This window comes from Arthrobacter sp. BG3 (genome assembly GCF_056680185.1).
In genome coordinates this window covers 926,946-953,423 of sequence record NZ_CM155270.1, presented here as the reverse complement: position 1 = coordinate 953,423, position 26,478 = coordinate 926,946, and the positions used below count along the sequence as shown (strand labels likewise).

General features: G+C 68.8%; 26 protein-coding genes. 15 read left to right on the top strand and 11 right to left on the bottom strand.

The window, feature by feature from the left end; translation table 11 throughout:
* Window positions 1–301 precede the first annotated feature (301 nt).
* The gene (locus AC1MFL_RS04220) at window positions 302–1,237 is read left to right on the top strand and encodes a Bax inhibitor-1/YccA family membrane protein (protein WP_479813609.1); all 936 of its coding nucleotides are present in this window, start codon (window positions 302–304) and stop codon (window positions 1,235–1,237) included.
* 82 nt (window positions 1,238–1,319) lie between these two features.
* Here the strand turns inward: AC1MFL_RS04220 and galK are convergent, their stop codons facing one another.
* Complete coding sequence (gene galK, locus AC1MFL_RS04215; RefSeq protein ID WP_479813608.1) at window positions 1,320–2,480, bottom strand: galactokinase; 1,161 nt, start codon at window positions 2,478–2,480, stop codon at window positions 1,320–1,322.
* Window positions 2,481–2,565: 85 nt separating this feature from the next.
* Here galK and AC1MFL_RS04210 point away from each other — a divergent pair, with 85 nt between their 5' ends.
* From AC1MFL_RS04210 to AC1MFL_RS04195, 4 genes are read left to right on the top strand one after another with little or no spacing between them, the layout of a single operon-like run.
* Window positions 2,566–3,564, top strand: coding sequence for an aldose 1-epimerase family protein (locus AC1MFL_RS04210; RefSeq protein ID WP_479813607.1), 999 nt, complete (start codon window positions 2,566–2,568; stop codon window positions 3,562–3,564).
* Between the two features lie 48 nt (window positions 3,565–3,612).
* Complete coding sequence (locus AC1MFL_RS04205) at window positions 3,613–4,887, top strand: AI-2E family transporter (RefSeq protein WP_479813606.1); 1,275 nt, start codon at window positions 3,613–3,615, stop codon at window positions 4,885–4,887.
* Between the two features lie 45 nt (window positions 4,888–4,932).
* Window positions 4,933–6,171, top strand: coding sequence for a threonine ammonia-lyase (gene ilvA / locus AC1MFL_RS04200; protein WP_479813605.1), 1,239 nt, complete (start codon window positions 4,933–4,935; stop codon window positions 6,169–6,171).
* Window positions 6,172–6,176: 5 nt separating this feature from the next.
* On the top strand, window positions 6,177–6,803 hold the full coding sequence (locus AC1MFL_RS04195; protein WP_479813604.1) for a rhomboid family intramembrane serine protease: 627 nt from the start codon (window positions 6,177–6,179) through the stop codon (window positions 6,801–6,803).
* A 142-nt stretch (window positions 6,804–6,945) separates the two neighbouring features.
* Here the strand turns inward: AC1MFL_RS04195 and greA are convergent, their stop codons facing one another.
* Together greA and AC1MFL_RS04185 are read right to left on the bottom strand one after the other, a co-directional pair.
* The gene (greA, locus tag AC1MFL_RS04190; RefSeq protein WP_301228816.1) at window positions 6,946–7,440 is read right to left on the bottom strand and encodes a transcription elongation factor GreA; all 495 of its coding nucleotides are present in this window, start codon (window positions 7,438–7,440) and stop codon (window positions 6,946–6,948) included.
* 207 nt (window positions 7,441–7,647) lie between these two features.
* Window positions 7,648–8,106 carry a DUF4307 domain-containing protein gene (locus tag AC1MFL_RS04185; RefSeq protein WP_479813603.1) on the bottom strand — a complete coding sequence of 153 codons (459 nt, stop codon included), beginning with the start codon at window positions 8,104–8,106 and terminating at the stop codon, window positions 7,648–7,650.
* 107 nt (window positions 8,107–8,213) lie between these two features.
* Here AC1MFL_RS04185 and mca point away from each other — a divergent pair, with 107 nt between their 5' ends.
* From mca to AC1MFL_RS04165, 4 genes are all read left to right on the top strand, one after another.
* The gene (gene mca / locus AC1MFL_RS04180; protein WP_479813602.1) at window positions 8,214–9,119 is read left to right on the top strand and encodes a mycothiol conjugate amidase Mca; all 906 of its coding nucleotides are present in this window, start codon (window positions 8,214–8,216) and stop codon (window positions 9,117–9,119) included.
* A gap of 110 nt (window positions 9,120–9,229) precedes the next feature.
* Entirely contained in the window at window positions 9,230–9,589 is a 360-nt protein-coding gene (locus tag AC1MFL_RS04175; protein ID WP_479813601.1) for a hypothetical protein, read from the top strand.
* Window positions 9,567–11,846: a thioredoxin domain-containing protein gene (locus AC1MFL_RS04170; RefSeq protein ID WP_479813600.1), complete on the top strand. Its 2,280-nt coding sequence runs from the start codon at window positions 9,567–9,569 to the stop codon at window positions 11,844–11,846. Before AC1MFL_RS04175 ends, AC1MFL_RS04170 begins: the two co-directional genes overlap by 23 nt.
* Entirely contained in the window at window positions 11,843–12,064 is a 222-nt protein-coding gene (locus AC1MFL_RS04165) for a hypothetical protein (RefSeq protein WP_479813599.1), read from the top strand. Before AC1MFL_RS04170 ends, AC1MFL_RS04165 begins: the two co-directional genes overlap by 4 nt.
* Window positions 12,065–12,112: 48 nt before the next feature.
* On the opposite strand, the gene trhA is transcribed toward AC1MFL_RS04165, so the two are convergent.
* Window positions 12,113–12,775, bottom strand: coding sequence for a PAQR family membrane homeostasis protein TrhA (trhA, locus tag AC1MFL_RS04160; protein WP_479815303.1), 663 nt, complete (start codon window positions 12,773–12,775; stop codon window positions 12,113–12,115).
* Between the two features lie 214 nt (window positions 12,776–12,989).
* Here trhA and AC1MFL_RS04155 point away from each other — a divergent pair, with 214 nt between their 5' ends.
* Together AC1MFL_RS04155 and AC1MFL_RS04150 are read left to right on the top strand one after the other, a co-directional pair.
* Window positions 12,990–13,751: an isoprenyl transferase gene (locus AC1MFL_RS04155; protein ID WP_479815301.1), complete on the top strand. Its 762-nt coding sequence runs from the start codon at window positions 12,990–12,992 to the stop codon at window positions 13,749–13,751.
* 233 nt (window positions 13,752–13,984) lie between these two features.
* Window positions 13,985–15,427, top strand: a complete 1,443-nt coding sequence (locus AC1MFL_RS04150) for a PhoH family protein (RefSeq protein WP_479813598.1) — start codon at window positions 13,985–13,987, stop codon at window positions 15,425–15,427.
* A gap of 237 nt (window positions 15,428–15,664) precedes the next feature.
* On the opposite strand, the gene AC1MFL_RS04145 is transcribed toward AC1MFL_RS04150, so the two are convergent.
* Both AC1MFL_RS04145 and AC1MFL_RS04140 read right to left on the bottom strand, forming a co-directional pair.
* Complete coding sequence (locus tag AC1MFL_RS04145; RefSeq protein ID WP_479813597.1) at window positions 15,665–16,318, bottom strand: GNAT family N-acetyltransferase; 654 nt, start codon at window positions 16,316–16,318, stop codon at window positions 15,665–15,667.
* Between the two features lie 48 nt (window positions 16,319–16,366).
* Window positions 16,367–17,194 (bottom strand): hypothetical protein, encoded by an 828-nt coding sequence (locus AC1MFL_RS04140; RefSeq protein ID WP_479813596.1) that lies wholly within the window; start codon window positions 17,192–17,194, stop codon window positions 16,367–16,369.
* Between the two features lie 60 nt (window positions 17,195–17,254).
* Between AC1MFL_RS04140 and AC1MFL_RS04135 the strand changes: the two genes are divergently transcribed.
* Both AC1MFL_RS04135 and AC1MFL_RS04130 read left to right on the top strand, forming a co-directional pair.
* Window positions 17,255–17,818 carry a prepilin peptidase gene (locus AC1MFL_RS04135; RefSeq protein WP_479813595.1) on the top strand — a complete coding sequence of 188 codons (564 nt, stop codon included), beginning with the start codon at window positions 17,255–17,257 and terminating at the stop codon, window positions 17,816–17,818.
* 124 nt (window positions 17,819–17,942) lie between these two features.
* On the top strand, window positions 17,943–18,605 hold the full coding sequence (locus tag AC1MFL_RS04130) for a VWA domain-containing protein (RefSeq protein ID WP_479813594.1): 663 nt from the start codon (window positions 17,943–17,945) through the stop codon (window positions 18,603–18,605).
* Between the two features lie 106 nt (window positions 18,606–18,711).
* Here the strand turns inward: AC1MFL_RS04130 and AC1MFL_RS04125 are convergent, their stop codons facing one another.
* The 3 genes from AC1MFL_RS04125 to AC1MFL_RS04115 form a co-directional block, all read right to left on the bottom strand.
* Window positions 18,712–20,148, bottom strand: a complete 1,437-nt coding sequence (locus tag AC1MFL_RS04125) for a class II fumarate hydratase (RefSeq protein ID WP_479813593.1) — start codon at window positions 20,146–20,148, stop codon at window positions 18,712–18,714.
* A gap of 72 nt (window positions 20,149–20,220) precedes the next feature.
* Window positions 20,221–20,835: a carbonic anhydrase gene (locus tag AC1MFL_RS04120; RefSeq protein ID WP_479813592.1), complete on the bottom strand. Its 615-nt coding sequence runs from the start codon at window positions 20,833–20,835 to the stop codon at window positions 20,221–20,223.
* A 10-nt stretch (window positions 20,836–20,845) separates the two neighbouring features.
* On the bottom strand, window positions 20,846–21,592 hold the full coding sequence (locus AC1MFL_RS04115; protein WP_479813591.1) for a DUF4245 domain-containing protein: 747 nt from the start codon (window positions 21,590–21,592) through the stop codon (window positions 20,846–20,848).
* 219 nt (window positions 21,593–21,811) lie between these two features.
* Here AC1MFL_RS04115 and glpX point away from each other — a divergent pair, with 219 nt between their 5' ends.
* Window positions 21,812–22,834 (top strand): class II fructose-bisphosphatase, encoded by a 1,023-nt coding sequence (gene glpX, locus AC1MFL_RS04110; protein WP_426979832.1) that lies wholly within the window; start codon window positions 21,812–21,814, stop codon window positions 22,832–22,834.
* 106 nt (window positions 22,835–22,940) lie between these two features.
* On the top strand, window positions 22,941–23,921 hold the full coding sequence (gene galE, locus AC1MFL_RS04105; protein ID WP_479813590.1) for a UDP-glucose 4-epimerase GalE: 981 nt from the start codon (window positions 22,941–22,943) through the stop codon (window positions 23,919–23,921).
* A gap of 246 nt (window positions 23,922–24,167) precedes the next feature.
* On the opposite strand, the gene AC1MFL_RS04100 is transcribed toward galE, so the two are convergent.
* The gene (locus AC1MFL_RS04100; RefSeq protein WP_479813589.1) at window positions 24,168–25,160 is read right to left on the bottom strand and encodes a lipid II:glycine glycyltransferase FemX; all 993 of its coding nucleotides are present in this window, start codon (window positions 25,158–25,160) and stop codon (window positions 24,168–24,170) included.
* Window positions 25,161–25,164: 4 nt separating this feature from the next.
* The gene (gene manA, locus AC1MFL_RS04095) at window positions 25,165–26,457 is read right to left on the bottom strand and encodes a mannose-6-phosphate isomerase, class I (protein WP_479813588.1); all 1,293 of its coding nucleotides are present in this window, start codon (window positions 26,455–26,457) and stop codon (window positions 25,165–25,167) included.
* Window positions 26,458–26,478: the final 21 nt, after the last annotated feature.

The following is a 26,478-nucleotide window of genomic DNA, read 5'->3' as shown; positions in this document are numbered from 1 at the left end:
CAATGAATGCCGTCGCGAGCAGGCAGAACGTCGCGATCGGGTAACAACAGTGAAGCCCGGGCGGCATGGTGCATTACCCGCTCTAAAGAAAACTTTTGTTGATCCTGAGTATGCCTAAACAGTCGGGATGCGCAGTGCGGCGCCCGGCCCGGAAACATGGCGGGGAGGTCACGGTTGGGTTGCGGCAGGCAGGGCCGGGGAACTAACGCTGACCGTCGGCTGTTGCAATTGGTAGCGTGTAGCAACAGGTACGTACACCACCCGATCATCACCTACCCCCTTTATTTGGAGGACACCCGCAATGGCACTTGGCGGAAACCCAGTCTTCAACGGAAAGAACTTCCGTGGAGCAACCCAGGCACCGCCTGCCCCGCAGGCTTTCGGACAGGCCCCCTACGGCCAGAACAGCTACGGCCAGGCCCCGTATGGCCAGTCGTCCCAGTATGGCCAGTACGGCCAGACCCAGGCCGGCTGGAACCCGGCCCAGCAGGGCATGACCCAGGACCAGCTCCAGGACATGTACAACCGGCCCGCCGCCGGACCCGCCGACACGGGACGCATGACCTATGACGACGTCATCATGAAGACCGCGGCCTGCCTTGGCGCCGTCGTCGCCGGTGCGGCCGTCACCCTCCTGGTGGCACCCGGCCTCGCCAACCTGCTGATGATCATCGGCGCCCTGGGCGGCTTCGTCCTGGCCCTCGTCAACACCTTCAAGAAGCAGCCCTCAGCGGCGCTGATCCTCGCCTATGCGGGCCTCGAGGGACTCTTCCTCGGCGGCCTGACGCGGATCCTCGACGGCATGTTCCCGGGCGTTGGCCTCCAGGCGGTGATCGGCACGCTCTCCGTGTTCGCGGTGACCCTGGTGCTGTTCAAGAACGGCAAGGTCCGGGCAACGCCGAAGGCGATGCGCTTCTTTATGATCGCCACCATCGGCTACGCCGTCTTCGCGCTGATCAACATGGTGATGATGTGGACCGGCGCCGTCGATTCCCCCTTCGGCCTGCGCACGAGCGTGGAGATCTTCGGCATCCCGCTGGGCGTCTTCATCGGCCTGCTCGCGATCGGCCTCGCTGCCTTCTCCCTCGTCATGGACTTCACCAGCATTGAAGCCGGTGTCCGCAGCGGAGCCCCGCAGCGTTTCTCCTGGACCGCGGCCTTCGGCCTCACCGTGACGCTGGTGTGGCTGTACGTCGAGATCATCCGGCTGCTGGCCATCCTCCGCGGTGACGACTAACAGCACCGCCTGCAGCCGGTAGCTGAAGCCTGACCACGAGGAGCCCCGCCGAAAGGCGGGGCTCCTCGTCTGTTGGCCCGGCCTAAGCCAGGCGCATCGCCCCTGCCGCGGGGCGGACACTGAAGATCTCCGGCGCCGCGTACCCGGCCGCCGCGAAGGCATGCTCGACGGCGGCGCGCACCGCCTGCTCGGCCGACGCCGGGGTGAGGGCGATCGCGGAACCGCCGAAGCCGCCCCCGGTCATCCGGGCACCCAGCGCCCCCGCGGAGCGGGCGGCCTCCACGGCGAGGTCCAGCTCGGGGCAGGAGATCTCGAAGTCGTCCCGCATCGAGGCATGGGAGGCATCCAGCAGCGGGCCGATCGCGGCCGGCCCGGTGCTCTCCAGGCGCCCGACCGTCCGGAGGACCCGCTCATTTTCCGTCACGACGTGCCGCACGCGGCGGAACGTCACCGGGTCCAGCAGGCCGCTGGCCTCTTCCAGATCCTCCAGCCCGACGTCGCGCAGGGCCTTCACACCGAGGACCTCGGAGCCCAGTTCGCAGGCGGCACGCCGGGAGGCGTAGCCGCCGTCCGCGTGGGAATGCGACACCTTCGTGTCAATCACGAGCAGCACCAGGCCCGCACCTTCGGCGTCGAACGGCACCAGCCGCACGCTCTGGTCCCGGCAGTCGAGGAAGAGGGCATGTCCCGCCGCGCCGCGCAGGGACGCGGACTGGTCCATGATCCCGGTGGGGGCGCCGACGAAGTCATTTTCCGCGCGCTGCGTGGCCAGGACCATGTCCTGCACGTCCAGCCCCGCCCCGCTGAGCTCGTTGAACGCTGAAATAACGGCGCACTCGATCGCGTGGGAAGAGGACAGCCCGGCGCCGCGGGGCACGTCGGAGTCCAGCAGCAAGTCCAGGCCGCGCACCGGAAGCCCGCACTGCTGAAGCGCCCACAGCACACCCAGCGGATACTTGGTCCACCCCCGCGCTGTTCCGCGGGCCAGGGAGCCGGCATCCGCCGTCGTCAATCCCTGGTTCCCGAAGGTGGACAACAGCCGGATGCCGGCGTCCGGCCGCAGGCGGACCGCCACGCGGGCCGACCGGTCGATCGCAAACGGCAGCACAAAGCCCTCGTTGTAGTCGGTATGCTCCCCGATCAGGTTGACCCGGCCGGGCGCCTGCCAGACGCCGTCCGGAGCCGAGCCGAAGACGGAAGCGAACCGGGCCGCCAGCTGCCGGGCGTCGAGGGGGAGGCTCACGCCGGGCCGCCGGTTTCGGTCCTGGAAATGCTGATCATGGCTCCACGGTATACGCCGCGGCGTGCGGCTGGGTACGGTGGTGACCATGAACCTGCTGCCCCCCGTTTCCCCGGAGTCCCCACACCGCGACAGCCCCAGCGACGGCCCCGATGCCCCCGGAGCGGACGCCTCCGCCCGGCGCTATGCCTCCGGCCGGCAGTACGAGCTGCGGCGCGGCGACGCGCTCGCGGTCGTCACCGAACTCGCCGCCGGGCTGAGGCTGTACAGCCGCGGCGGAACGCAGCTGACGGAAAGCTACGGGGACGCGGAGATCTCACCGGGCGCCGCCGGCATCACGCTGGCGCCATGGGCGAACCGGGTGGAGGACGGCGTCTGGTACCTCAACGGCAAGAAGCAGCAGCTGGACATCACCGAAGTGTCCCGCAACAATGCCAGCCACGGGCTGCTGCGCAACGCCTCCTATGACCTTGTCGACGAATCGGAATTCTCGGTCACCCTCGAAGCGCCCGTGTTCCCGCAGCACGGCTACCCCTTCCTGCTGCGCCACCGCGTGCGCTACGAACTGGCCGGGGACCTGGGCCTGGTGGTACGGCAGCTGCTGATCAACGACTCCCAGGAACCTGCCCCGTTCGTCCTCGGCGCCCACCCCTACCTGCGGCTGGGGGAGCTGCCCAGCGAGGAGCTGACCGTCACCGTCCACGCCGGCACCAGGCTCGTGACGGACGGGCGCCTGATCCCGCGCAGCAAGGAACCGGTGGGCGGGGACTTCGACCTCCGCGCCGGCCGGCTGGTCGCTGAACTGGAACTCGATTCCGCCTACACGGACCTGGAGTTCGACGACGGCATCGCCCGCCACACGCTGAGTGCGGCGGACGGCCGGAGTGTGAGCCTCTGGCAGGACGCGAGCTGCGGCTACGTCCACGTTTTCGTCACCACCGAGTTCCCCGGCCGCACCAAGGCGGTGGCGATCGAGCCGATGACCGGTCCGGCCAACGCCTTCAACAGCGGCGATGGACTGCGCTGGCTGCCCCCGGGGGAGCGGTTCGCCATGACGTGGGGGATCAGCGCGGCCCTGGAGCACTGAGCGGCGGCCGGGTTTCCCATCCGGGCGGCGCTGGGGAATCATGGGGCTATGACGCCAGCTGACAATTCCGCCCCGCGAATCCGCCCCGACGCAGCCAGCGCCGCCGACAGCTTCTCCGACGGCGTCTCTGACAGCATCTCGGACCGCGGCCCTGCCAGTGCCCCCGACAGTGGCTCTGCCAGTGACTCTGCGCATGTGCGCGTTGTCACGGACCGCGAAATCGACCAGGACATCCCGTACGGCGTGCGGATCGCCGCATCCTGGTCCTGGCGCCTCGGACTGATCATTCTCATGGCCGCCGCGCTCGTGTGGCTGCTCAGCAGGGTCAGCTTCCTGCTGATTCCCGTGATGGTCGCCGCGCTGCTGGCCGGGCTGCTGTCACCTGTGAAGAACTGGCTCAGGAACCGCGTCCCCAACGGGCTCGCCGTCGCCATGACCGTCGTGGGCTTCATCGGCCTGGTTGGCGGGGCCCTGGCTCTCGTGGGCCGGCAGCTCGTGTCCGGCTTCGCCGAGCTCTGGAGCGAGGCTCTGACCGGAGTCCAGAAAATCCAGGTCTGGCTCGCGGACGGCCCCCTGCACCTCACCGCTGCCCAGATCGACCAGTACCTGAAAGAGGGAACCGCAGCGCTGCAGAACAACAGCAGCAGCATTCTCAGCGGCGCGCTGTCCTTCGGGAGCACCGCCGGGCACTTCGCGGCCGGGATGATCCTGGCGCTGTTCATCCTGATCTTCTTCCTGCTGGAAGGCGATCGCATCTGGTCCTTCCTGGTGCGGCTGCTGCCCCGGAAGGCCCGCGCCGCGGCGGACGGGGCCGGCCGGGTGGGTTGGTCCTCCATGGTGAGCTACGTCCGGGTCCAGATGCTCGTCGCCTTCGTGGACGCGGTCGGTATCGGGGTGGGGGCGGCGATCCTCGGTGTGCCGCTGGCGCTTCCGCTGGGGGTACTGGTGTTCCTCGGATCGTTCATCCCGATCGTCGGCGCCCTGGTGACCGGCGCCGTCGCGGTGCTGCTGGCCCTGGTCGCCAACGGGTGGGTAAATGCCCTGATCATGCTGGGGGTGGTGCTGCTGGTCCAGCAACTGGAAAGTCACATCCTTCAGCCGCTGATCATGGGCAAGGCGGTCAAGCTGCACCCGGTGGCCGTCATCCTGGCCGTGGCCGCCGGTTCCTACCTCGCCGGAATTCCCGGAGCACTGTTCTCGGTCCCCATCCTCGCCGTAGCAAACTCGTCGATTCGCTACATTGCCGGCAGAACGTGGGAACATGAAAGTGCGCCGGCACCCGCGGGCCAGCAGGGCATCCCTGCCCCCGGATCCACCCCCTGAGCCGAAGACCGAGCAAAAGACAGATCCGAAGAAGGAGACTAGTTCGTGAACACCCTTGAGAGCCTGCCCGTCACGCTGGACGATGTCCTGGAGGCGCAGAAGCTGCTCGACGGGATTATTACGCGGACGCCGGTTGAATCCTCCCGCGCCCTCGGCAGCATGGTCGGCGGCGAGGTCTTCCTCAAGTGCGAGAACCTGCAGCGGGCCGGATCCTTCAAGGTCCGGGGCGCCTACGTCCGGATGGCCAAGCTCTCCCCGGCGGAAAAGAAGCGCGGCGTCGTGGCGGCCTCGGCCGGCAACCACGCCCAGGGTGTGGCCGTCGCGGCCAAAAGCCTGGGCATCAAGGCCCGGATCTACATGCCGCTGGGTGTCGCCTTGCCCAAACTCGCCGCCACCCGCAGCCACGGGGCAGAGGTGGTCCTGCACGGCCACAATGTCGACGAGGCCCTCGCGGAAGCGAAGCGCTACGCGGATGAGTTCGGCGCTGTTTTCGTCCACCCCTTCGACGACGTCGACGTCGTCGCCGGCCAGGGCACCGTCGGACTCGAAATCCTCGAACAGATCCCCGACGTCGACACCATCCTGATGGGTGTGGGCGGCGGCGGGCTCCTCGCCGGCGTCGCCGTGGCCGTGAAGGCCCGGGCCAAGGAACTGGGCCGGGAGATCCGGATCATCGGTGTCCAGGCCGAAAACGCGGCCGCCTACCCGCCCTCGCTTGCCGCGGACGCCCTTGTGCCGCTCAAGCGGGTCTCCACCATGGCCGACGGCATTGCCGTCGGCCGGCCCGGCCAGCTGCCCTTCAGCATCATCCGGGAACTCGTCGACGACGTCGTCACTGTCAGCGAGGACGCCCTGGCCCGGGCGCTCATTTTCCTGCTGGAACGCGCCAAGATGGTCGTCGAGCCCGCCGGCGCGGTGGGCGTCGCGGCGCTGATGGAAGGCAAGATCGAGAACCCCGGCACCGTGGCCGTGGTGCTCTCGGGCGGCAACATCGACCCGATGCTGATGCTCAAGGTCATCCAGCGCGGCCTCTCCGCCGCGGGCCGCTACATGACCGTACGGATGATGCTGGACGACCGGCCCGGCTCGCTGGCAACGATCGCCCGGATCATCGCCGAGAACGATGCCAACGTGACCGGCCTGGACCACACCCGGGTGGGCGGCTCGATCAGCATGGGCGATGTGTCCATCACCGTGAACCTGGAGACGAAGGGCCACGAGCACTGCGAGCAGGTCCTCGCGGCGCTCCGGGCCGAAGGCTTCCAGCCGATCGTGGTGCACTAGGCGCCATGACGCTGGAGCCCGCCCGGAACGGCACCCCACGCACCGGAGACACCGCAGCGGGCCGCGCCCGCACGGGGCTGCTGGTGGTGGGACTGTTCGTGCTGGTGCTCTACATCATCGAGATCATCAACACCCTGATGCTCCATTCGCTGAACCGCACCTTTGGCCTGCGCCCGCGCAACCTCGACGGGATCCTGGACATCCTGACGTTCCCGCTGCTGCACGCCAACCTGGCGCACCTGTTCTCCAACACGCTGCCGCTGATTGTTTTCGGCTTCCTGGTGCTGCTCTCCGGGCTGCGGGTGTTCTTCACAACCCTCTCCTTGAGCTGGCTGGCCTCCGGGGTGGTGGTGTGGCTGATCGGCGGCTTCAACATCACGGTCGGGGCCTCCGGCCTGGTCTTCGGGCTCTTCGCGTTCCTGCTGGTGCGGGGCTTCTTCAACCGCAACTGGTGGCAGATCCTGCTTTCCGTGGTGCTGTTCCTGGCCTACGGCGGGGTCCTGTTCGGGATCCTGCCCACCGTGGCGAGCTTCGTTTCCTGGCAGGCGCACCTGGGCGGGGCGGTCGGCGGGGTGCTGGCCGCCCTGCTCCTGAGCGCCCCGCGGGCGGGAACGCTGCGCGCCGGGCACTAGCGCCCACGCACCACCGCCCCGGGCAGCACCAGTCCGGACACAGGCCTTCGCCCCGCACCGGCAACAAACAACGACGCCGGCCCTCCCGCTAGGGGAGGGCCGGCGTCGTCCGTCGCAGGGCTGCAGCGGTGTCTGTACCGTATTAGCCGACGTACGGCTTGGCGGAGATGATCTCCACCGTGATGACCTTGCCGTTCGGGGCGGTGTAGCTGAGCTGGTCGCCCTGCTTGTGGCCGACGATGGCTGCGCCGAGGGGGGACTTCTCGCTGAAGACGTCGAGCTCGGAGTCTCCGGCAATTTCCCGTGAGCCGAGCAGGAAGCTTTCCTCGTCCCCGGCGATCTTGGCAACGACGATCATGCCGGGCTCGACGATTCCGTCGTCGGCCGGGGATTCGCCCACGTGGGCGTCCCGGAGCAGCGCGGTGAGCTGGCGGATGCGGGCCTCGATCTTGCCCTGCTCCTCCTTGGCCGCGTGGTAGCCGCCGTTTTCCTTGAGGTCGCCTTCCTGGCGCGCGGCCTCGATCTTCTGGACGATTTCCGCCCGGCCGGGGCCGGAGAGGTGGTCCAGCTCTGCCTTCAGGCGGTCAAAAGCTTCCTGGGTGAGCCAAGCTGCAGTTGCGCTGTTGGTGGTAGACACGGACTTCTCCTTCATGGTCAAACAAACAAAGACCCCGCCACGGTGGCCACTTATGGGACTCAGTAACCAGCTCAGCGGGGGAAAGGTATTGATCCATTGTAGTCAATCCTGTGGATAAACCAAAGAACGCTGGGATGTGGATCACACCGTGTTACCGTGGCCGCTGCCGCACAGCCCGGAGGGATGTGCGGCGGCGGCCCGAGGGGCCTACTTGGCGGCGTCGGGAATCCAGCAGCTGTCGATGATGCCGGACACGGCCTGGGATTCTGTGTGCAACGTCGCCCGCTGGGCAGTGGTGCGTCCGCCGTCGGAGCCGGCATCGGCGGCGTTCGGGGGGATGTCCACAACCTTCCAGCCCACCACGGCGAACTTGGCGTCCAACGCCTTGACAGCGCATTTGGCGGCGGTCCCGGGTTCCTTGGTGACCTCGAAATCGACCTCGGTGAGGGTGGCGTCCGGCGTGCTGTAGCCGATGTCCTTGTAGGTGACCGTGGCCGTGGCATTCGACGTCGAGATCCAGGCCATAAAGGCCATCCCGGCCACCAGGGCCAGGATCAGGATGTTCCGTTTGGCCTTGCCGGTGAGTGTTCGCTTTTGGCCGCCGTAGCGATTGGCTAGGCTGGGAGATGCCGGCGCAGTCGCGGCAGGCTGATCCTGGGAAGTCACCAGTCCAGTTTAGTGTGGATCCGGCGGGGAAATGTCCGCTCGTCCGGGCCACCCGCAGAAGCACGTCCCTAACAGCACACCAATAGACAAAGAGGAGCCGTCCCACGATGACAGCGTCCACCAGCCCGTCAGCACCGCTTCGACTGTTGGCTGTCCATGCTCATCCCGACGACGAATCCAGCAAGGGCGCCGCCACGATGGCGATGTACGCCGCGGCCGGCATCGATGTCCTGGTGGCCACCTGCACCGACGGTTCCCGCGGTGACATCCAGAACCCGGCGATGGCGGGCGAGCCGCACCCCAAACGCGACATGGCCGGCGCGCGCCGGCTGGAGATGGAGCACGCCGCCAAGGTCCTGGGCGTCCGCCAGCGGTGGCTTGGCTTCGTCGATTCGGGGCTGCCGGAAGGCGATCCGCTGCCGCCGCTGCCGGCCGGCTCCTTCGCCACGCTGCCGCTGGAACGGGCGGCCGCCCCGCTGGTCCGGCTGGTACGCCGGTTTAAGCCGCAGGTAATCCTGAGCTACGACGAGAACGGGGGCTATCCGCACCCGGACCACATCATGGCGCACCGGGTCGCCGTCGAGGCCTTCGAAGCCGCCGGGGATCCGGCCCGATACCCGGGAACGGGGGATGCCTGGGCGCCAGGCAAGCTGTACTACGACCGTGCTTTCAGCCCCGAACGGTTCCGCGCCCTGCATATCGCGCTGGAGGAATCCGGCCTCCAGTCGCCCTATGCCGAACGGCTCGCGGCGTGGCTGGAAGCCGACGCCGAGGGCCACACCCCGCCCGCGCCGACGCACCCCACCACGACCCAGATCGAGTGCGGCGACTTCTTTGAAGCACGCGACGATGCGCTGCGTTCCCACCGCACCCAGGTCGACCCGGAAGGGTTCTTCTTTGCCGTCTCGCCGGCGATGCAGCGCCGCGTCTGGCCGTGGGAGGACTACTCGCTGATCCAGTCCCGGGTCCCAGCAGAGTTGCCTGAAAAGGACTTCTTCGCCGGACTAAGATAGACCCATCAGGCCTTTTCTATGACGCGTAGAAGTCGTCGTGGAAACCGTTCCGGCCCCGCCGCCAGCAGTGGCGTCGGGTTGCCATTCAGCCCCCATAGAAGGTCCCCACCGTGTATTCCTCGCTCATCGCCCTGGCAACAACTCCGGCGCCCACCCCTACGCCGTCGCTGCGCCCGGGACTGTCCCAGGACCAGGTGACGCCCGGCCTGCTGGGCTTCCTCCTGACCGCCTTTATCGTGGTGCTGACGGCCCTGCTGATTGTCGACATGGTCCGGCGCATCCGCCGCGTCCGCTACCGCGCCCAGGTGGAGGAGGAACGCGCCGCACAGGCTGCCGGGGACGCTCCGCTGGCCGCCGGGGCCGGAACGGCGGCCCCTGGGGTCCAGGATCCGTCCGGCCGGCCCGGCAGCCGTCCGGAAGCCGGCAACCGTCCGGAAGTAAATGGCGATGCCGGGCCGGGAAACCGCTGACGGCGGCACGCCCCCGCGCTTCCCCGAGGCCGCCAACGCCTTGGGCGGAGAGCCCTCTGCCTACCTCCGGCAGCACGCCAGCAACCCCGTGCACTGGCGGCCCTTCGGGGACGAGGCCTTTGCCTTCGCCGCCGCCCGCGATGTGCCGGTCTTCCTCTCGGTCGGCTACGCGGCCTGCCACTGGTGCCACGTTATGGCCCGGGAATCCTTCGAGGACCAGGACACCGCTGACTTCCTGAACGCCAACTTCGTCGCCGTGAAGGTGGACCGTGAAGAGCGACCCGATGTGGACGCCGTCTACCTGGCCGCGACCCAGGCGATCAGCGGCCAGGGCGGCTGGCCCATGTCCGTCTTCCTGCTCCCGGACGGCCGGGCGTTCCATGCCGGCACCTACTTTCCGCCCCGGCCGCTGCCGGGCAGGCCCTCCTTTCGCCAGGTGCTTGAGGCCGTGGTGGAGGCGTGGCGGGAGCGCCGGGACGCCGTGGAACAGAACGCCGAGGCGCTGGCCCGCGGCCTCGCCGCGTCGCAGCTGGGCGCCGCCGTAAGGCTGGACGGTGTGCCCGCGCCGGTCGATCCGTCGCTGCCCGGGGAGGCCGTGCGCGCGCTGGCGGACTCCGAAGACCCGTCCGGCGGCGGTTTCGGCGATGCACCGAAGTTCCCGCCCTCGGCGGTGCTGGAATTCCTGATCCGGCACGCCGCCGCCGGGACCTCGGGGGCCGCGGGGACCTCGGGTGCCGCCGGGGCCGCGGGTGCCGCCGGCCCGGGGACCCCGGACCAGGCCCGCGATCTGGCGGCCCGGACGCTCGCCGCGATGTCGCGTTCGGCACTGTTCGACCAGCTCGACGGCGGCTTCTCCCGCTATTCGGTGACGCGGGACTGGTCCGTGCCGCACTTCGAAAAGATGCTCTACGACAACGCCCAGCTGCTGCGTGTCTACGTCCACTGGGTCAGGCTGGGCGGCACGGCCGACTATCCGGCAGCGGAAGCGGCCGACGTCGCCCGCCGCACCGCCGGCTGGCTGCTCGCCTCGCTGGGGCTCGGCACGGACGACGCCGGCCATGACGCGCTGCCCGGGACCGCCGGTGGGCTTCCCGAAGCCCTGGCCTCCTCGCTCGACGCCGACACGGTCGTGGCCGGCGTCCACTCCGAGGGCGCCAGCTACCTCTGGACCCCGGCAGCTCTGGCAACCGTCCTGGGCCCCGGTGACGGCGCCGCCGTCGCGCGGCTCATGAACGTCCGATCCCGCGGCACCGTCTCCGCGGACGGCTCGCCGCTGCACCCCGTCCGGGCACTCAGTACCGCCGAAGCGGACCTGTGGCGGCGGGTCCGGCCGGTGCTGCTGGCCGAACGTCTCCGCCGGCCCCAGCCCGCCCGTGACGACAAAGTCGTGGCCGGCTGGAACGGGCTGGCCGTCGCCGCGCTGGCCGAAGCCGGGGCGGTGCTGGGGCAGCCCCTGCTGGTGGCGGCAGCCGGGCACATCGCGGCCTACCTGGACCGCGTGCACTGGCGGCCGGGCGCCGCGGGCGAGGCCGGCGCGCTGATCCGGGTCTCCCACGACGGCCTGGCCTGGGGGATCGGCGGGTTGCTGGAGGACTACGCTTTTGCTGTTGAGGGGCTGATCGCGCTCTACGCGGTCTCGGGCCGGACCCGCTGGTACCGGCTGGCGGAGGACATCCTGGCGGCCGCCTGCGCGCGGTTCACGACGGACGGCGCGCTCACGGACACGGCGGGGGAGTCGGAACAGGTGTCCAACGCCCAGGGCGGGCGCGCGCCGCTGGAGCTCTTCGACAATGCCACGCCCAGCGGAGCCGCCGCGTTCGCCGGCGCACTGCTGTCCTGCTCGGCGCTCTCCGGTTCCGCTGAACACCGTGCCCTCGCCGGCAACATCCTTTCGGTGCTGCCGCCGCTGGCCACCCGCGCGCCGCGGGCGGCAGGGTGGCTGCTCGCGACGGCGCAGGCCGCGCTCGCCGGCCCGGTGGAGGCCGCCGTCGCCGGCCCGGACACGCCGGAGCGGGCGGCACTGCACCGCGAGCTGCTGCGCTCTCCCAGCCCCGGGCTGGTGGTCGCCCTGCAGGACGACTCGCGTGCCCCCGGCGCGGGGCCGGAGGGCGACGGCGGCGGTGTGCCGCTGCTTCGCGGCCGCGGCGCGGCCCCCGACGGGGGACCCCTGGTCTACCTGTGCCGCGGGATGGTCTGCGGGCTTCCCGTCGGCACTCCCGGCGAGGTGCGGGAGCAGCTGGCTAGGATGGCGGAATGACTCGTCGCGCCGGTTTCGAACTTGTGGTTTTCGACTGCGGCGGCGTGCTGGTCGACTCCGAAGTGATCGCCGTCCGGGTGGACCAGCTGGTCCTCGCCGACCTCGGCTGGGAGCTGGAACGGGAAGAGATCGTGGGGCGCTTCGTGGGCAGGAGCGAGGCCGACTTCACCGCCGCGGTCGAAGAGCACTTGGGCCTCATCGACGCCGGACGCCCCTGACGCAGCAGCCGCCGCGACACAATCCCGGGCACGCCGCCGTCGGGGGCGTCAGCTCAGGACGGCGAGGGCGATCGCGATGTAGTGGGCAGCGAAGGCAAAAACGGTGAGGGCGTGGAACAGCTCGTGGAAGCCGAAGTGTTCGTAGCTGAAGTTCGGCTTCTTCAGCGCGTAGAAGACGGCGCCGGTGATATAGAGGGCGCCGCCAACACAGATCAGCACGGCGGAGGCAACATTGGCGGCGAAGAAATCCGGCAGGTAGAACAGCGCGCCGCAGCCCAGGGCGATGTAGATCGGCACGTAGAGCCAGCGCGGGGCGTGGGTCCACAGCAGGCGGAACAGCACCCCGAGGATGGCCCCGGTCCAGATCACCCACAGCAGCACTTCGGCTTTGGGCCGGTCCAGGAGGGCCCAGGCCAGCGGCGTGTAGCTCCCGGCGATCACCAGCATGATGTTCGTATGGTCCAGCCGCTTCAGCACGATCTTGACGCCCGGGGACCAGTTGCCCCGGTGGTAGATGGCGCTGATCCCGAACAGCAGGACCCCGGTGAAGGCGTAGATGGCGGAGGCGATCTTCAGGTCCGGCGTGGGGGCAAGAATCACCAGCACCAGCCCGGCGGCCAGCGCCAGCGGAGCCGTCACGGTGTGGATCCAGCCGCGCCATTTGGGCTTGATCATCAGGAGTTCGGCCAGCCGGACCGCGGCGTCGTCCATCGGGCCGGATTTGCGGTCCGCGGGCTGCTCCTGCCGCGGCTCGGGACTGTTGCTTTCCATGCGGCAATAATAAACTACGGTCCAGTAAGTTACCCGCGGGTAGTGCGTTTCTATGGGCAACATCGCGACGATCCTGCGCCGTGGTCTGCGCTCCGGCGGGTAGCCTAGGATGTGCACTGCAGTCGTACTTCAAGGAAGCCAGGTGAATCTCCGGATGGAAATGCCCGGGTTCCTCTATGGCTTCTACGAGCGCAAGCTGCAGCGGTCCCTGGACCCGGAGCGCATCCCCAGGCACATCGGCGTCATGGTCGACGGCAACCGGCGCTGGGCCCGGCAGTTCAACGCCCCGACCAGCCAGGGGCACCAGGCCGGCGCCGACAAGATCCACGAATTCCTCGGCTGGTGCCAGGAACTCGGCATCAAAGTGGTCACTTTGTACATGCTCTCCACGGACAACATGAACCGATCGGGCGAGGAACTCGACCTGCTCATGGGCATCATCGCCAACACCCTGGACCGGCTGGATGAGGACGCCGAAATTTCGGTCCACGCGATGGGAGCCCCGGAGCTGCTGCCCGACTACCTCGCCGCCCGGCTCAACCGGCTCACGGCCCGCACCCCGGCGCGTGAGAGACTCCACGTCAATGTCGCCGTCGGCTATGGGGGACGGCGCGAAATCGTCGACGCCGTCCGCGAACTGCTGCACGACGCCGTCGCGCGGGGTGCGGACATCGGAAAACTGGCCGATGACCTCAGCGTCGATGACATCTCGCGGTTCCTCTACACCCGGGGCCAGCCCGATCCGGACCTCGTGATCCGGACGTCCGGGGAGCAGCGCCTCTCCGGATTCCTGATGTGGCAAAGCGCGTACAGCGAGTTCTACTTCTGCGAAGCCCTGTGGCCGGCCTTCCGGAAGGTGGACTTCCTCCGGGCCCTCCGCGACTACGCGGGCCGGCAGCGCCGCTACGGCTCCTGAGCCGTCATCCGGTGTTCACCCGATGGCAACAAGAATCGCCGAATAATTGGCGTCAGAACGTCGTACCCCGGACGTACGGTAATCCCATCAGCAGGCAAACCGCCGGCTGATCGGGGAGGCCAGTACATGGAGCGGAAGTTCGCACCGGGTGTATGGGAGGCCGCGTCCGGCCTCAAGGCCGAACCGCCTCACCAATAACAATTCCGGGCATGCGCCCCGGGGCTGGAGTCGATGTGGCTATTTCTGAACAACTGCCCGACGTCGTGACCGACCAGGGACAGAAAGCTACCTCTCGCGCCAAGCGAGCCACCTCAACGACCGGTGCAGCCCATAGCGGCGCTGCAGCCGGTCTTGCTGTTTCCGGGGAAGGGACAGCAAACAGCGAACCGGCCCGGAGCTTCGTCATCGACACCTCGGTGCTGCTCTCGGACCCGCGGGCCCTGCTGCGTTTCGCGGAGCACGAAGTGATCCTGCCGATCGTCGTCATCACCGAACTCGAAGGCAAACGGCACGACCCCGAGCTTGGCTATTTCGCCCGCAAGGCCCTCAGGCTTCTCGATGACCTGCGGGTCGAGCACGGCGGACTCGACCGCCCCATCCCGCTCGGCCACGACGGCGGCACCCTCATGGTGGAGCTGAACCACATCTCCGCCGAGGTGCTCCCGGCCGGCTTCCGGGGCGGGGACAACGACAGCCGGATCCTCGCCGTCGCCAAGAACCTCGCCAACGAGGGCCGGGACGTGACGATGGTGTCCAAGGACCTTCCGATGCGCGTCAAGGCCTCGGCCATGGGGCTGCAGGCCGACGAGTACCGCAACGAACTTGTCAAGGACTCGGGCTGGACCGGCGTCGCGGAAATCGACGCGAGCGAGGAGGAAGTCTCCACGCTCTACGGCCATGAGCCGGTCTTCATCGCGGAAGCGGCCGAGATGCCCACGAACACCGGGCTGGTGCTGCTCTCCCAGCGGGGATCCGCCCTGGGCCGGGTGGGGGCCGACAAGCAGGTCCGCCTCGTGAAAGGCGACCGCGACGTGTTCGGGCTGCACGGCCGTTCGGCCGAACAGCGGCTGGCGATTGACCTGCTGATGGACCCCTCCGTGGGCATTGTGTCCCTCGGCGGGCGGGCCGGCACCGGCAAGTCCGCGCTGGCCCTGTGCGCGGGCCTCGAAGCCGTCCTGGAACGCCAGGAGCACCGCAAGGTGATTGTCTTCCGGCCGCTCTATGCGGTGGGCGGGCAGGAGCTGGGCTACCTGCCCGGCTCCGAGGCGGAGAAAATGAACCCGTGGGCGCAGGCCGTCTTCGACACGCTCGGTGCCCTCGTCAGCCAGGAGGTCGTGGAGGAAGTGATGGACCGCGGCATGCTCGAGGTGATGCCGCTGACCCACATCCGCGGGCGGTCGCTCCATGACGCGTTCGTCATCGTGGACGAGGCCCAGTCGCTCGAAAAGAATGTGCTGCTGACCGTGATGAGCCGGATCGGTCAGAACTCCAAGATCGTCCTGACCCACGACGTCGCCCAGCGCGACAACCTCCGGGTCGGCCGGCATGACGGCGTTGCCGCCGTCGTCGAGACGCTCAAGGGCCACCCGCTGTTCGGCCATGTCACCCTCACCCGCTCGGAGCGCTCGCCGATCGCGGCGCTGGTGACGGATTTGCTTGAGGGGGCCGAGATTTAGGGCTCGTTCCGCCTGGGGCCGGCGGGAGGGTCACTTTCGCGCGGCGGCGTCGTCCCGCCGTCGCTTAGACACCTCCCGCCGCTGCACTGCGGTCGCTGGGCGACCTCCGCTTCGCTTTGGTCGGCGATGCGCTCCTTTGCGGAACACCGCCGCCACGCCTGCAGTCTGCGGCCGCGATGCGCTCCTTTGCGAAGGACCGCGTCACGGCGGGTGCGCCGGTCGCCCTTTCGGCAGGCGTTACTGCGGGGCGATCCCCAGGTATTTGGCCGTGGCTTCGTGGCCTTCCACCTGCAGCTGCCAGCCGGGGCGCTTGAAGGTGGCCGGGGTGAGGCGGACCTTCTGGGCTTCCTGGCATTGGCCGCCCCAGGTGACGCGGGTGACGCCGTTGAGTTCGTAGCCGAGGGAACGGGAGACGCCGAGGGACTGCCGGTTCCAGACGGCCGCCTCCGATTCCGCGACCTCCGCACCGAGCCAATCGAAGGCATAGAGGGCGACTGCGGCGCGCATCTCCTTGCCGAGACCCCGGCCCTGCACGCTCTGCCTCAGCCAGGAACCGGTGCCGACGGTTTTCAGGGTGGCGAAGTCGCTGGCCGCGATGTCCTGGCAGCCGATGAATGCGCCCTCGTGCCAGATGCCCAGCAGCAGGGTCCATTCCCCGGGCGCCATGGTGCCGCGGCACCGCCAGTACCACTGAGCCATATTGCGGCCGAGCTCCTCGGCAGGGGCCTCAGCCCACGGCCTGCTGAAGGGGCTGCGGCCTGGTTCGTGGATGCCGCTCAGGGCCGCCTCCGCAGCCGCAGGGATCTCCTCGTCGCGGATGGGCCGCAGCACCAGGCGGGGTGTGGCCAGGGTGAGGCCGAAGGGCGGCCAGTAGGGAGCGAGCTCAGTCATCCCGGAAGCCTAGCGGCGCTGCCCGCACTCAGCCAGTCACGCGCGCCCTCAGCCGGCCGGGAGTTCCCAGCTGATGTGCCGGCGGACATCCGTGAGGTTCATGGACTCGGCGAGGAACAGGTCATCCAGCATGTACTCGTCCACGGCGAGGATCCGGAGCCAGTGTCCATACTCCTCCGCTCCGTTCCCTTCCTGTCCGCCCTCCAGCCAGTGGCTAGCCACGCAAACTCCCGTGCCGGCGTCGATCCTCACCAGCGTGCGGCCCGGCCGGCACAGCGGCGCGCCCGGGTCGCTGGGGCGGTAGCCGGGGTTGGGGGTCACGGTCGCTTCCAGCGCGGGGCGGCCTTCGTGGATCACCTCGGTGATGGGGCCCAGTTCCACGGCATTGGAATTGGGGAATTCCAGCGGCACCGGGGCATTGCCTGCCAGCTCCACCGGGTCCAGTGCTGCGGCGAAGCGCCCGTTGCCGAAGCCCGGCTCGCCGTAGGCCGCTTCGGGGCGGCGCCGGACCAGGCCGCGGTCGTCGTAGACCGGGGTGACCAGCTGCGGCGGGCGCAGCCAGGTCTTCCGGGTGGAGCGGACGTAGAACACGTCGCGGGAATCGTTGATGCCGGTGGTGCTTTGCAGGACCAGGCCGTCGGCGGTTTCCAGCCGCAGGGCTCCCGGGCGCCGCAGCCACGCGCGGACCAGATCCGGGGCCGGCGCTGTTTCGGCGGGTCCGGTCTTGGCGGCGAGCGGCCGGTCGAGGTATTCAAAGCGCAGGGAGTGCCACTTCCACGGCGAGGAACGGCACAGGTTCCGGAAGGAGGCCGCCTGTTCCGCGGGGTCCCCGGGCGCGCGCCGCCCGCGCGGGTTCGAGGTGTCCCATCCGGCCATATCCACAGTTTACGCGCGGGCCCGGCCATGGCAGCCGGAATTTTCCAGTAGCATCCGAGAATGATCCAACGACTCGGCGGACTTGGCGAAGCGACCCCGCTGGCCTTCTGGCTGGTTCTACTGGCATGCATCTACCTGGCGGTCGTGGCCGTGCGGCTCACGGTCATCGACGTCCGGCACCACCTGCTGCCGGACCGGATCGTTTTTCCGTCCTACGCCGTCGCCGCGGTGCTGTTGCTGGGGGCGGTGCTGGTCCACATAGTGTCCGGAGCGCCAGCCGCGGCCGCGGTGCCCGACGGCGGTGCCGGCCTTTTCGGGGTGCCCGGACTGCGCGTCGTGGCCGGTGGAGCGGCACTGTGGCTGTTCTACTTCGTGCTGCGGGCCGTTTACCCGCCGGGGATGGGTTTTGGCGACGTCAAGCTCGCCGGTGTCCTCGGCATGTATCTGGGGTTTCTCGGCTGGCCGCACGTCTTTGCCGGGACTTTCGCGGCGTTCCTCTTCGGCGGGCTGTGGAGCCTTGCCCTGCTGGTTTCGCGGCGCGGCACCCTGAAATCCAGCATCCCCTTCGGGCCGTTCATGCTCGCCGGCACCGCCGCGGCCATGGTGCTCCTGCCGGCCGCCTGAGGCGCGGCCGCTGCCGTGATTTGGCCCGTCCCCTTTTTGTCGGTGCCCTGCCCTAGCCTGATGATGTCCAGCCAGCCGCTGGCAAAAGTTGGTCCGGGTGCGCCCGGACCGGAAATGGGGAAGCATGACAGATGCTGCATTGACACAGGTTTACGTCCTCCTGGACCGGTCGGGGTCCATGAGTGCCATTGCCGACGACACGGTGGGCGGGTTCGCGTCCTTCGTGCGTGAGCAGCGGTCCGTGGCCGGCCGCTGCCAGCTCTCCCTGGCCCAGTTCGACGACAGCTACGAACGGGTCTACACCGCGGTGGACATCCAGGAGGTGCCTCCCCTGGACCTGCAGCCCCGCGGCTCCACCGCCCTGCATGACGCCATGGTCCGGCTGATCGGAGAGGCCGGGGAGGAACTGGCGGCCCTGCCCGAGGACCAGCGCCCGGGGACGGTGCTGGTGGCAGTCCTGACCGACGGCCACGAGAACGCCTCACGGGAGGCAACGGGCCCGATGGTGAAGGCCCTCGTCGAGCGGCAGCAGAGCCAGTGGGGCTGGCAGTTCACGTATCTGGGCGCCAACCAGGACGCCGTGCTGACGGCGCACGGGCTGGGCATCCGGGCCGAGGACGCGCTGACGTACGCGGCCGGCAATGTGGACGCAGCCTTCTCCGGGCAGTCGGCCAAGACCCGCAGGCTGCGGGAGGCCCGCCTGGCCGGTGCCAGCATGGCGGACGCCGCCGCTGCCGCGGCCTACACCGCCGAGGAGCGCCGGGCCGCCGGCGGCGGGCCGCTCTAGGCCTGCGCAGGCAGCGGACAAAACAGCGGCCGGCGCCTTTCGCTGGAAAGGTGCCGGCCGCCGTCGGACGCCGCCGCACCGGGAGGGCGCAGCGGCGGGGTGGGTGTCAGGCCTTGTGCGGCGGACGGGTCATGGACATAACGTCCAGGGCGGTGTCCAGCTGCTCCTCGGTCAGTTCGCCGCGCTCCAGGAAGCCCATGGCGACGACGGTTTCGCGGATGGTCAGGCCTTCGGCGACGGCCTTCTTGGCGATCTTCGCGGCGTTCTCGTAACCGATGAACTTGTTCAGCGGCGTGACGATCGACGGTGACGCCTCGGCGAGGAAGCGGGCCCGCTCGACGTTGGCGGTGATGCCGTCGATCATCTTGTCCGCCATAACGCGGCTGGTGTTGGCCAGCAGCCGCACGGATTCGAGCAGGTTGGCGGCCATCACGGGGATGCCGACATTGAGCTCGAACGCGCCGTTGGTGCCGGACCAGGCGATGGTGGTGTCGTTGCCGATGACCTGGGCGCAGACCATGATCGAGGCCTCGCAGATGACCGGGTTGACCTTGCCCGGCATGATCGAGGAGCCCGGCTGCAGGTCCGGGATGGCGATTTCACCGAGGCCGGTGTTGGGGCCGGAGCCCATCCAGCGCAGGTCGTTGTTGATCTTCATGAAGGAGATCGCGATGTTGCGCAGCTGGCTGGAGGCTTCGATCAGGCCGTCCCGGTTGGCCTGGGCCTCGAAGTGGTCGCGGGCCTCGGTCAGCGGCAGCCCGGTGTCGGCCGCGAGCAGTTCGATAACACGCTCCGGGAAACCGGCGGGGGTGTTGATGCCGGTGCCGACGGCGGTGCCGCCGAGCGGAACTTCGGCGACGCGGGGGAGCGAGGCGTTGATGCGCTCGACGCCGTACCGGACCTGGGCGGCGTAACCGCCGAATTCCTGTCCCAGGGTCACCGGGGTGGCGTCCATCAGGTGGGTGCGGCCGGACTTGACGACGTCCTTGAACTCGACGGCCTTGCGCTCCAGTGAGTCGGCAAGGTAACCCAGCGCCGGGATCAGGTCGTTGATCAGGGCGGAGGTGGCGGCCACGTGGACCGAGGTCGGGAAGACGTCGTTGGAGGACTGTGAGGCGTTGACGTGGTCGTTCGGGTGGACCACCTTCTCGCTGCCGGCGGCTTTGAGGGCGCGGGAGGCGAGCTCGGCGATGACCTCGTTGGTGTTCATGTTGGAGGACGTGCCCGAGCCGGTCTGGAAGACGTCGATCGGGAAGTCGCCGTCGTACTTCCCGGCGGCAACCTCGTCGGCGGCATCGGCGATGGCCTGGGCGAGCTCGCCGTCGAGCACCCCCAGTTCTGCGTTCGCCTGGGCTGCCGCCTTCTTGACCCGGGCGAGGGCCTCGATGTGGGTGCGCTCCAGGGTTTTGCCTGAGATCGGGAAGTTTTCGACCGCACGCTGCGTCTGGGCACGGTACAGGGCGTTCACGGGGACGCGGACTTCGCCCATCGTGTCGTGTTCGATGCGGAACTCTTCGGTGTTCAACTCTTCTGTGGAAGTCATGGGGCTAGCTTATTGGGCGGAGCCGCTGCATCGAAAACCGTGAAGGGCTTGCTACCTGGCCGCTGCGTGAACCTAGAGGTCGCCGATTCCGGAAACGAGGTCCGCGCGGCCATCGGCCAGGCTGTAGGCGAGCCCGATCACTGCTGCCCGTCCGCTCCCGACAGCCTCGGAAATCACCCGCGAGCTGTCCACGAGCCGCTGCGAGGTCTGTTTGACGTTTTCGACCACCATCTCGTTGACCTCGTGCTGGTTGTTGCGCAGCGAGGTCAGCACAGCGGGTGTGATGCGTTCCACGAGGCTGCGCATAAAGCCCACGGGCATCTCGCCGGTCTCCATCGCGTTCTTGGTGGCCGTGACCGCCCCGCAGCTGTCGTGTCCCAGGACGACGATCAGCGGCACCGAGAGAACGCTGACGCTGTATTCGAGCGAGCCGAGCACGGCGTCGTCGATCACATGGCCCGCGGTGCGGACCACGAAAGCGTCGCCCAGGCCCAGGTCGAAGATGATCTCGGCGGCCAGCCGTGAGTCGGAGCAGCCGAAGATCACCGCGAACGGGTGCTGGTTCTCCACCAGGGAGGAGCGGCGGGACGCGTCCTGGTTGGGATGGGACGAATTGCCGGAGACGAAACGTTCATTGCCCTCGCGGAGACGGCGCCAGGCAAGGGCTGGAGTGAGATAAGTGGCCACGGCCTTTACCTTACGGTGAAGGGGTGGGGGAGGGCGAAACTGTTGCTCCCGGGGTGCTCACCGGTGACGCGCTGCCGGCCGTGCGGGAACCGCTCGCGAGATCCTTGACGACGGCGGCTGCCAGCGCCGTGAATTCGTCCAGCTGGGCGGGACCGGTGAGGATGACGGTGGAGCCGCCGGCGTCGAGAAGCACCATGCTCTTCTCCCCCTTGCCCGTGTCGCGAAGTTCCCACTCACGCCCGCCGGCGCTGCGCGTGCCGGTCACGGGCGCGCTCTTCACCTGCTGCAACAGCCAGGTGGGATTGGACTGCCGCGTTTGCACCAGGACGATGAAGGATTCCTTGGGGGTAAGGTAGCCGACCTCCCAGGTCGGGACGCCGCTGCCCGTGCCGGATTCCCACCGGGCGTAATTTGCGCGGAATGTGTCGCCGGTATCCGGGGCCGCCGGTGTGAATCCCGCCACACCGGCGGCGTTCTGCGCCACGGCGCCGACGTCGATGTTGGGGCGGTAGCCGTCGGTCTTGGGGGACGGGTTCATCAGGACGATCGGCAGGAAAGCGGCGATGCTCAGAACCAGGGCGATGATCATCCCGATCACCGAGGCGTTCGCGCGCTTGGCCGCTCCGGCGCTCAGGACGGGCTTGACGGGAGGCCCGCCGGGCGCGCCGGAAGCCGCCTGGCCGGATGTGCCGGCAGGGGAAGCTGGGGGGGCGGGGGGCGTTTCCTGCAATTCACTCACCCCTCTATAGTCGCCCATTCCGGGCCGATCTCACATTCGGCGGGGCCCGGCGGGAGCGGGTGGAGCCGGGGCCGGGCCGTTTCACGGAATGGTCATTCCAAGACGAGGCTTTCCTCCGCGACTATGATCAGTTACAGACGAGATCACAAACCAACGAATCACCGCGACGGAGCGATCCTGTCCGTTCGGATTCAATGATCCCCACTCGAAGAAGAGGTTCACGTGACACCAGCGCCAATGACCCAGAAGTACTCCACGCTTTCCCCGTCGCTCGCCGTCGGCATCGACGAGCCGGACCGCAACCTTGCTCTGGAACTGGTCCGCGTCACCGAAGCCGCCGCCATCGCCGGAGGCCACTGGGTCGGGTTCGGGGACAAGAACAAGGCCGACGGCGCCGCCGTCGACGCCATGCGTTCCTTCCTGCAGACCGTTCACTTCAACGGTGTTGTCGTCATCGGTGAAGGCGAGAAGGACGAAGCCCCGATGCTATTCAACGGCGAAAACGTCGGCGATGGCACCGGCCCCGAATGCGACGTCGCCGTCGACCCCATCGACGGAACCCGGCTGGCCGCACTGGGCATCAACAACGCCCTCGCCGTCCTCGCCGTCGCCGAGCGCGGTTCCATGTTCGACCCCTCCGCGGTCTTCTACATGGAGAAGCTCGTCACCGGACCTGAGGCCGCCGACATGGTCGACCTGCGCCTGCCGGTCAAACAGAACCTGCACCTGATCGCCAAGGCCAAGGGCGTCAAGGTCAACCAGCTCAACGTGATGATCCTGGACCGGGACCGCCACCGGGGGCTCGTGGAGGAAATCCGCGAAGCCGGTGCCCGCACCAAATTCATCATGGACGGCGACGTCGCCGGCGCCATCGCTGCCGCGCGTGCCGGCACCGGAGTTGACGCCCTCATGGGTATCGGCGGCACGCCGGAAGGCATCGTCTCGGCCTGCGCCATCAAGTCCCTCGGCGGCGTGATCCAGGGCCGGCTGTGGCCCACCAGCGACGACGAGAAGCAGAAGGCCATCGACGCCGGCCACGACCTGGACCGGGTGCTGTCGACCAACGACCTCGTCTCCAGCGACAACTGCTACTTCGCGGCCACGGGCATCACCGACGGTGACCTGCTCAAGGGCGTGCGTTACTCCAAGGACAAGGTCCTCACCCAGTCCATCGTGATGCGTTCCAAGTCCGGGACCATCCGATTCGTGGACGGCGAGCACCAGGCCAGCAAGTGGGAAGGCTACGCCCGCAAGAACTAGCACCTGCCGCACTGGAACACCCGGAACCCGGGGGCGCGAAACGCGCCCCCGGGTTCCGGCGTTTCCGGGCGGGTTGCGGACCGGTGGCGTTGGGTAGGGTGGGACCATGACATGGCTCGTTACAGGTGGCGCAGGATATATCGGTTCTCACGTGGTCTCCGCTTTGCGCGGGGCCGGAATGCAGGCGGTGGTGGTCGATTCGCTCTCGAGCGGGCACCGCGAGTTCGTCCCGGACGACGTGCCGTTCGTGCACGGCACGATCCTCGACTCTGAGCTTGTGGCCCGCACGATGCTGGACCACGCCGTCACCGGGGTGATCCACCTCGCCGGGTTCAAATACGCCGGCGTTTCCGTGCAGGAGCCGCTGCTCACGTATGAGCAGAACGTCACCGGCACGGCGGAGCTGCTGAAGGCGATGGAGCTGGCCGAGGTCGGCAACCTGGTCTTCTCCTCCTCCGCCGCCACCTATGGCACCCCCACCGGGGACGTCGTCACCGAAGACACCCCGACGCAGCCGGAGTCACCCTACGGGGAGAGCAAACTCATTGGCGAATGGCTGATCCGGGACCAGGGCAAGGCCCGGGGGCTCAAGCACACCTCGCTGCGCTACTTCAACGTCGTCGGATCCGGCTCGCCGGAGCTCTACGACTCGAGCCCGCACAACCTCTTCCCGATCGTGCTCCGTGCACTGACGGCAGGCAAGACGCCGCGTATCAACGGCATTGACTACAACACCGCCGACGGCACCTGTGTGCGCGACTACGTGCACGTGGCCGACCTTGCGGCGTCGCACGTTGCCGCGGCCCGGGCCCTCGCCGCCGGCCGGCCGCTGGAGCGCGTCTACAACCTTGGGTCCGGCGACGGGCTGTCCGTCCGGCAGATCATGACGGCGATGGCCAAGGTCACCGGCATCGATTTCGAGCCGGAGATCGGCCCCCGGCGGGCCGGCGACCCGGACCGTATCGTGGCCGACGGCACCCTGGCCGCGCGTGACCTGGACTGGCAGATGCGCCACTCCGTCGAGGACATGGTCGCCAGCGCCTACGAGGCCCAGAAGCGCGCAGCCTCCACCCGGAGCCAGCACTAGAGGCCGCCATACCCAGGGGGACATGCCCAGTGGTCGGGCCCGGGGTTTGGACATAGTGGGTATATGTCCGCGTGCCAGGGCCAGCGCGGGGCATGTCCAGTGCGGGCATGCGCTGCCTCCGGGGGACATGTCCAGTGGCCGGGCCCGGGGTTGGACATAGTGGGTATATGTCCGCGTGCCAGGGCCAGCGCGGGGCATGTCCAGTCCTGGGGTGCGCTGCCTGGGGTGCGCTGCCTGGGGCGGGGGCTACCGGCGGAGGGCGCTCCGCAGCCGGAGGGGGAGCTTCCGGGCTGACCGGAGGCCGCGGCGGGCGGCCTGTGCGCCCTGTCTGGCCAGCTGGTACCCGCCGTAGCGCAGCTTCCGCACCGGCAGATCCCAAGTTCCGGGGTACGAGACCTCCCGGCCGCCGAAGGATTTCTTGAAAGCCGTGAACCCTGCCCACTTGTGCTCGGGCTGGTCCGCCGGTGCCACGCCCCAAAGATCCACATGCTTCAGGCCCTTGTCCTTGGCATCGGCCATCAGCGTGACCAGCAGCGGAATTCCGGCGCTGAGCTTGCGGTGGGTGTCATCCAGGGCGGCGTGGGCATAGGTGCGGGTGTCACCGGAGTCGTAGGCCAGGGCGGCGGCGATGGGCCCGCCCTCCAGCTCGGCAATGAAGAGCGTCGCGGCACCGGCCGGCATCAGCGAGCGGGCGACCTGCGTCAGGTAGTCATCGCTCTGCGGCTTGAAACCGTTGCGCGCCGCCGTCAGGTGCAGGAAGTCCAGCAGCACGGAGATCTCGGACGGGTCCTGGCTGGCGCGGAACGTCACGCCCTTCTTGTGGATGTTCCGGTACAGGTTGCGGTTCACCGGCTTCATGTCCGCCAGGACGTCCTTGAAGTCCCGGTCCAGGTCCACGACCCAGCTCAGCTCGGGCTGCTGGTTGGCCGGGGCGGGCCGGAGTCCGCGTGCGCGCAGGACGGCATCGGCGTCCGCGGCCGTGAAGCCCGCGTCCACCGGTTCAATCCGGACAAACACGGCCCCGCAGCTGCGGGCCAGCGCCGTCAGTGCCGCCAGCGCGGCGTCGAACGCGGCGAGGGAAGCGGCCACCGGGCCGTAGGGCGCGTAGAGGAGTTTCCCGGCCGGGTTGCTTTCCTCGATGGCCAGGAAGCTCCAGCCGGGGCCGGAGCGCTCGTGCACGGTCCGGCCAAGGCTGCGCTGGAAACTGGCCCATCCGGGGCTCTGCAGGAAGTGGTCCACGGTCTCAGGCTTTCAGGGCGGTGGTGACGGCGAAGGCCAGGGCTGTCCCGGTTGCGCCGGAGGCGGCGTGGGCATTGACCGGGGCCTCGGCCGCGGGGAGGAAGGCGCTCGCGCCGCGCTCCAGCCGCAGCTCGCCCTTGGGCGAGTCCAGGAGCAGGGATCCGGCCACGACAATGATGACGGCGGCTCCCGACTGTGCCAGCGGGACTGGCTCCGCGCCGGGCCGGAGCTCGATGCGCTGCAGCTGGAACTCGCGGAACGGCGGCCGGAAGATTTCCTGCCCCAGCATGGTGGTCTCGGGGCTGAGCATCGGCACGACGGCGCTCTGGAAGGAAATGGTGCGGAGCAGTTCCGGCACGTCGACGAATTTCGGGGTCAGCCCGCCGCGCAGCACGTTGTCCGAGGAGGCCATCACCTCGATGCCGAGGCCGTGCAGGTAGGCATGGACATTTCCGGCCGGCAGGTAGACAGCCTCGCCCGGCGCCAGGGAGACCCGGTTGAGCAGCAGGGAAATCAGCACTCCCGGGTCGCCCGGGTACTGGGCATTGAGGGTGAGAACGGTGGACAGCTCGGCCTGGTAGGGCGCCGTCGGGGCGCCGGACGTCAGGGCAGCGACAATCGCGGCCGTTGCCTCCGCCACCTCGCCGCCGCCGGAAATCAGCCGCTCGAAGGCCGAGCGCAAGGCCGTGGCCTCCCCGGGCTGGGAAAGATCCGCCAGCAGCAGCGGAATGAGCGGGGGGAGTGCCAGGCCGGCCAGTTCAAAATCGGCCACCAGCAGCTGGAAGACCGCGCGGGCGTCCGCCGCGGGCCGGAAGCCGCACAGCGCCTCGAACGGTGTCAGTGCAAAGATCATCTCCGGCTTGTGGTTGTTGTCCTTGTAATTGCGCTCGGCCGCTGCGCGGTCGACGCCGGCGGCCTCCTCGCGGGCGAACCCTGCCCGGGCCTGCTCGAGGGTCGGGTGCACCTGGAGGGAGAGCGGGCTGTCGGCGGCCAGGACCTTGAGCAGGAACGGAAGCCGGGGACCGAATTCGGCCACGCTGTCGCTGCCCAGATGGTGCTCCGGGTCCTCCGCGATCAGCGCATCCAAAGCCAGACGTCCGCCGTCGTCCGCGACCGCGGCGTGGGCGCCCATCGATCCGGCACCGGCCGGGCTGAGCGCCACCGACGGGGAGTCCGGGTGCGCGCCGACCCACAGCTCCGCCTCGGGGCCGCCGGAAGCCGCCCGGCCGAGCAGCCCGGCAATGGCTGTCCTGGAGCCCCAGGCATAGGGCCGGAGGACATTCTCGAGTTCGTACACTGCCTGGGTGTCCCTATCTGT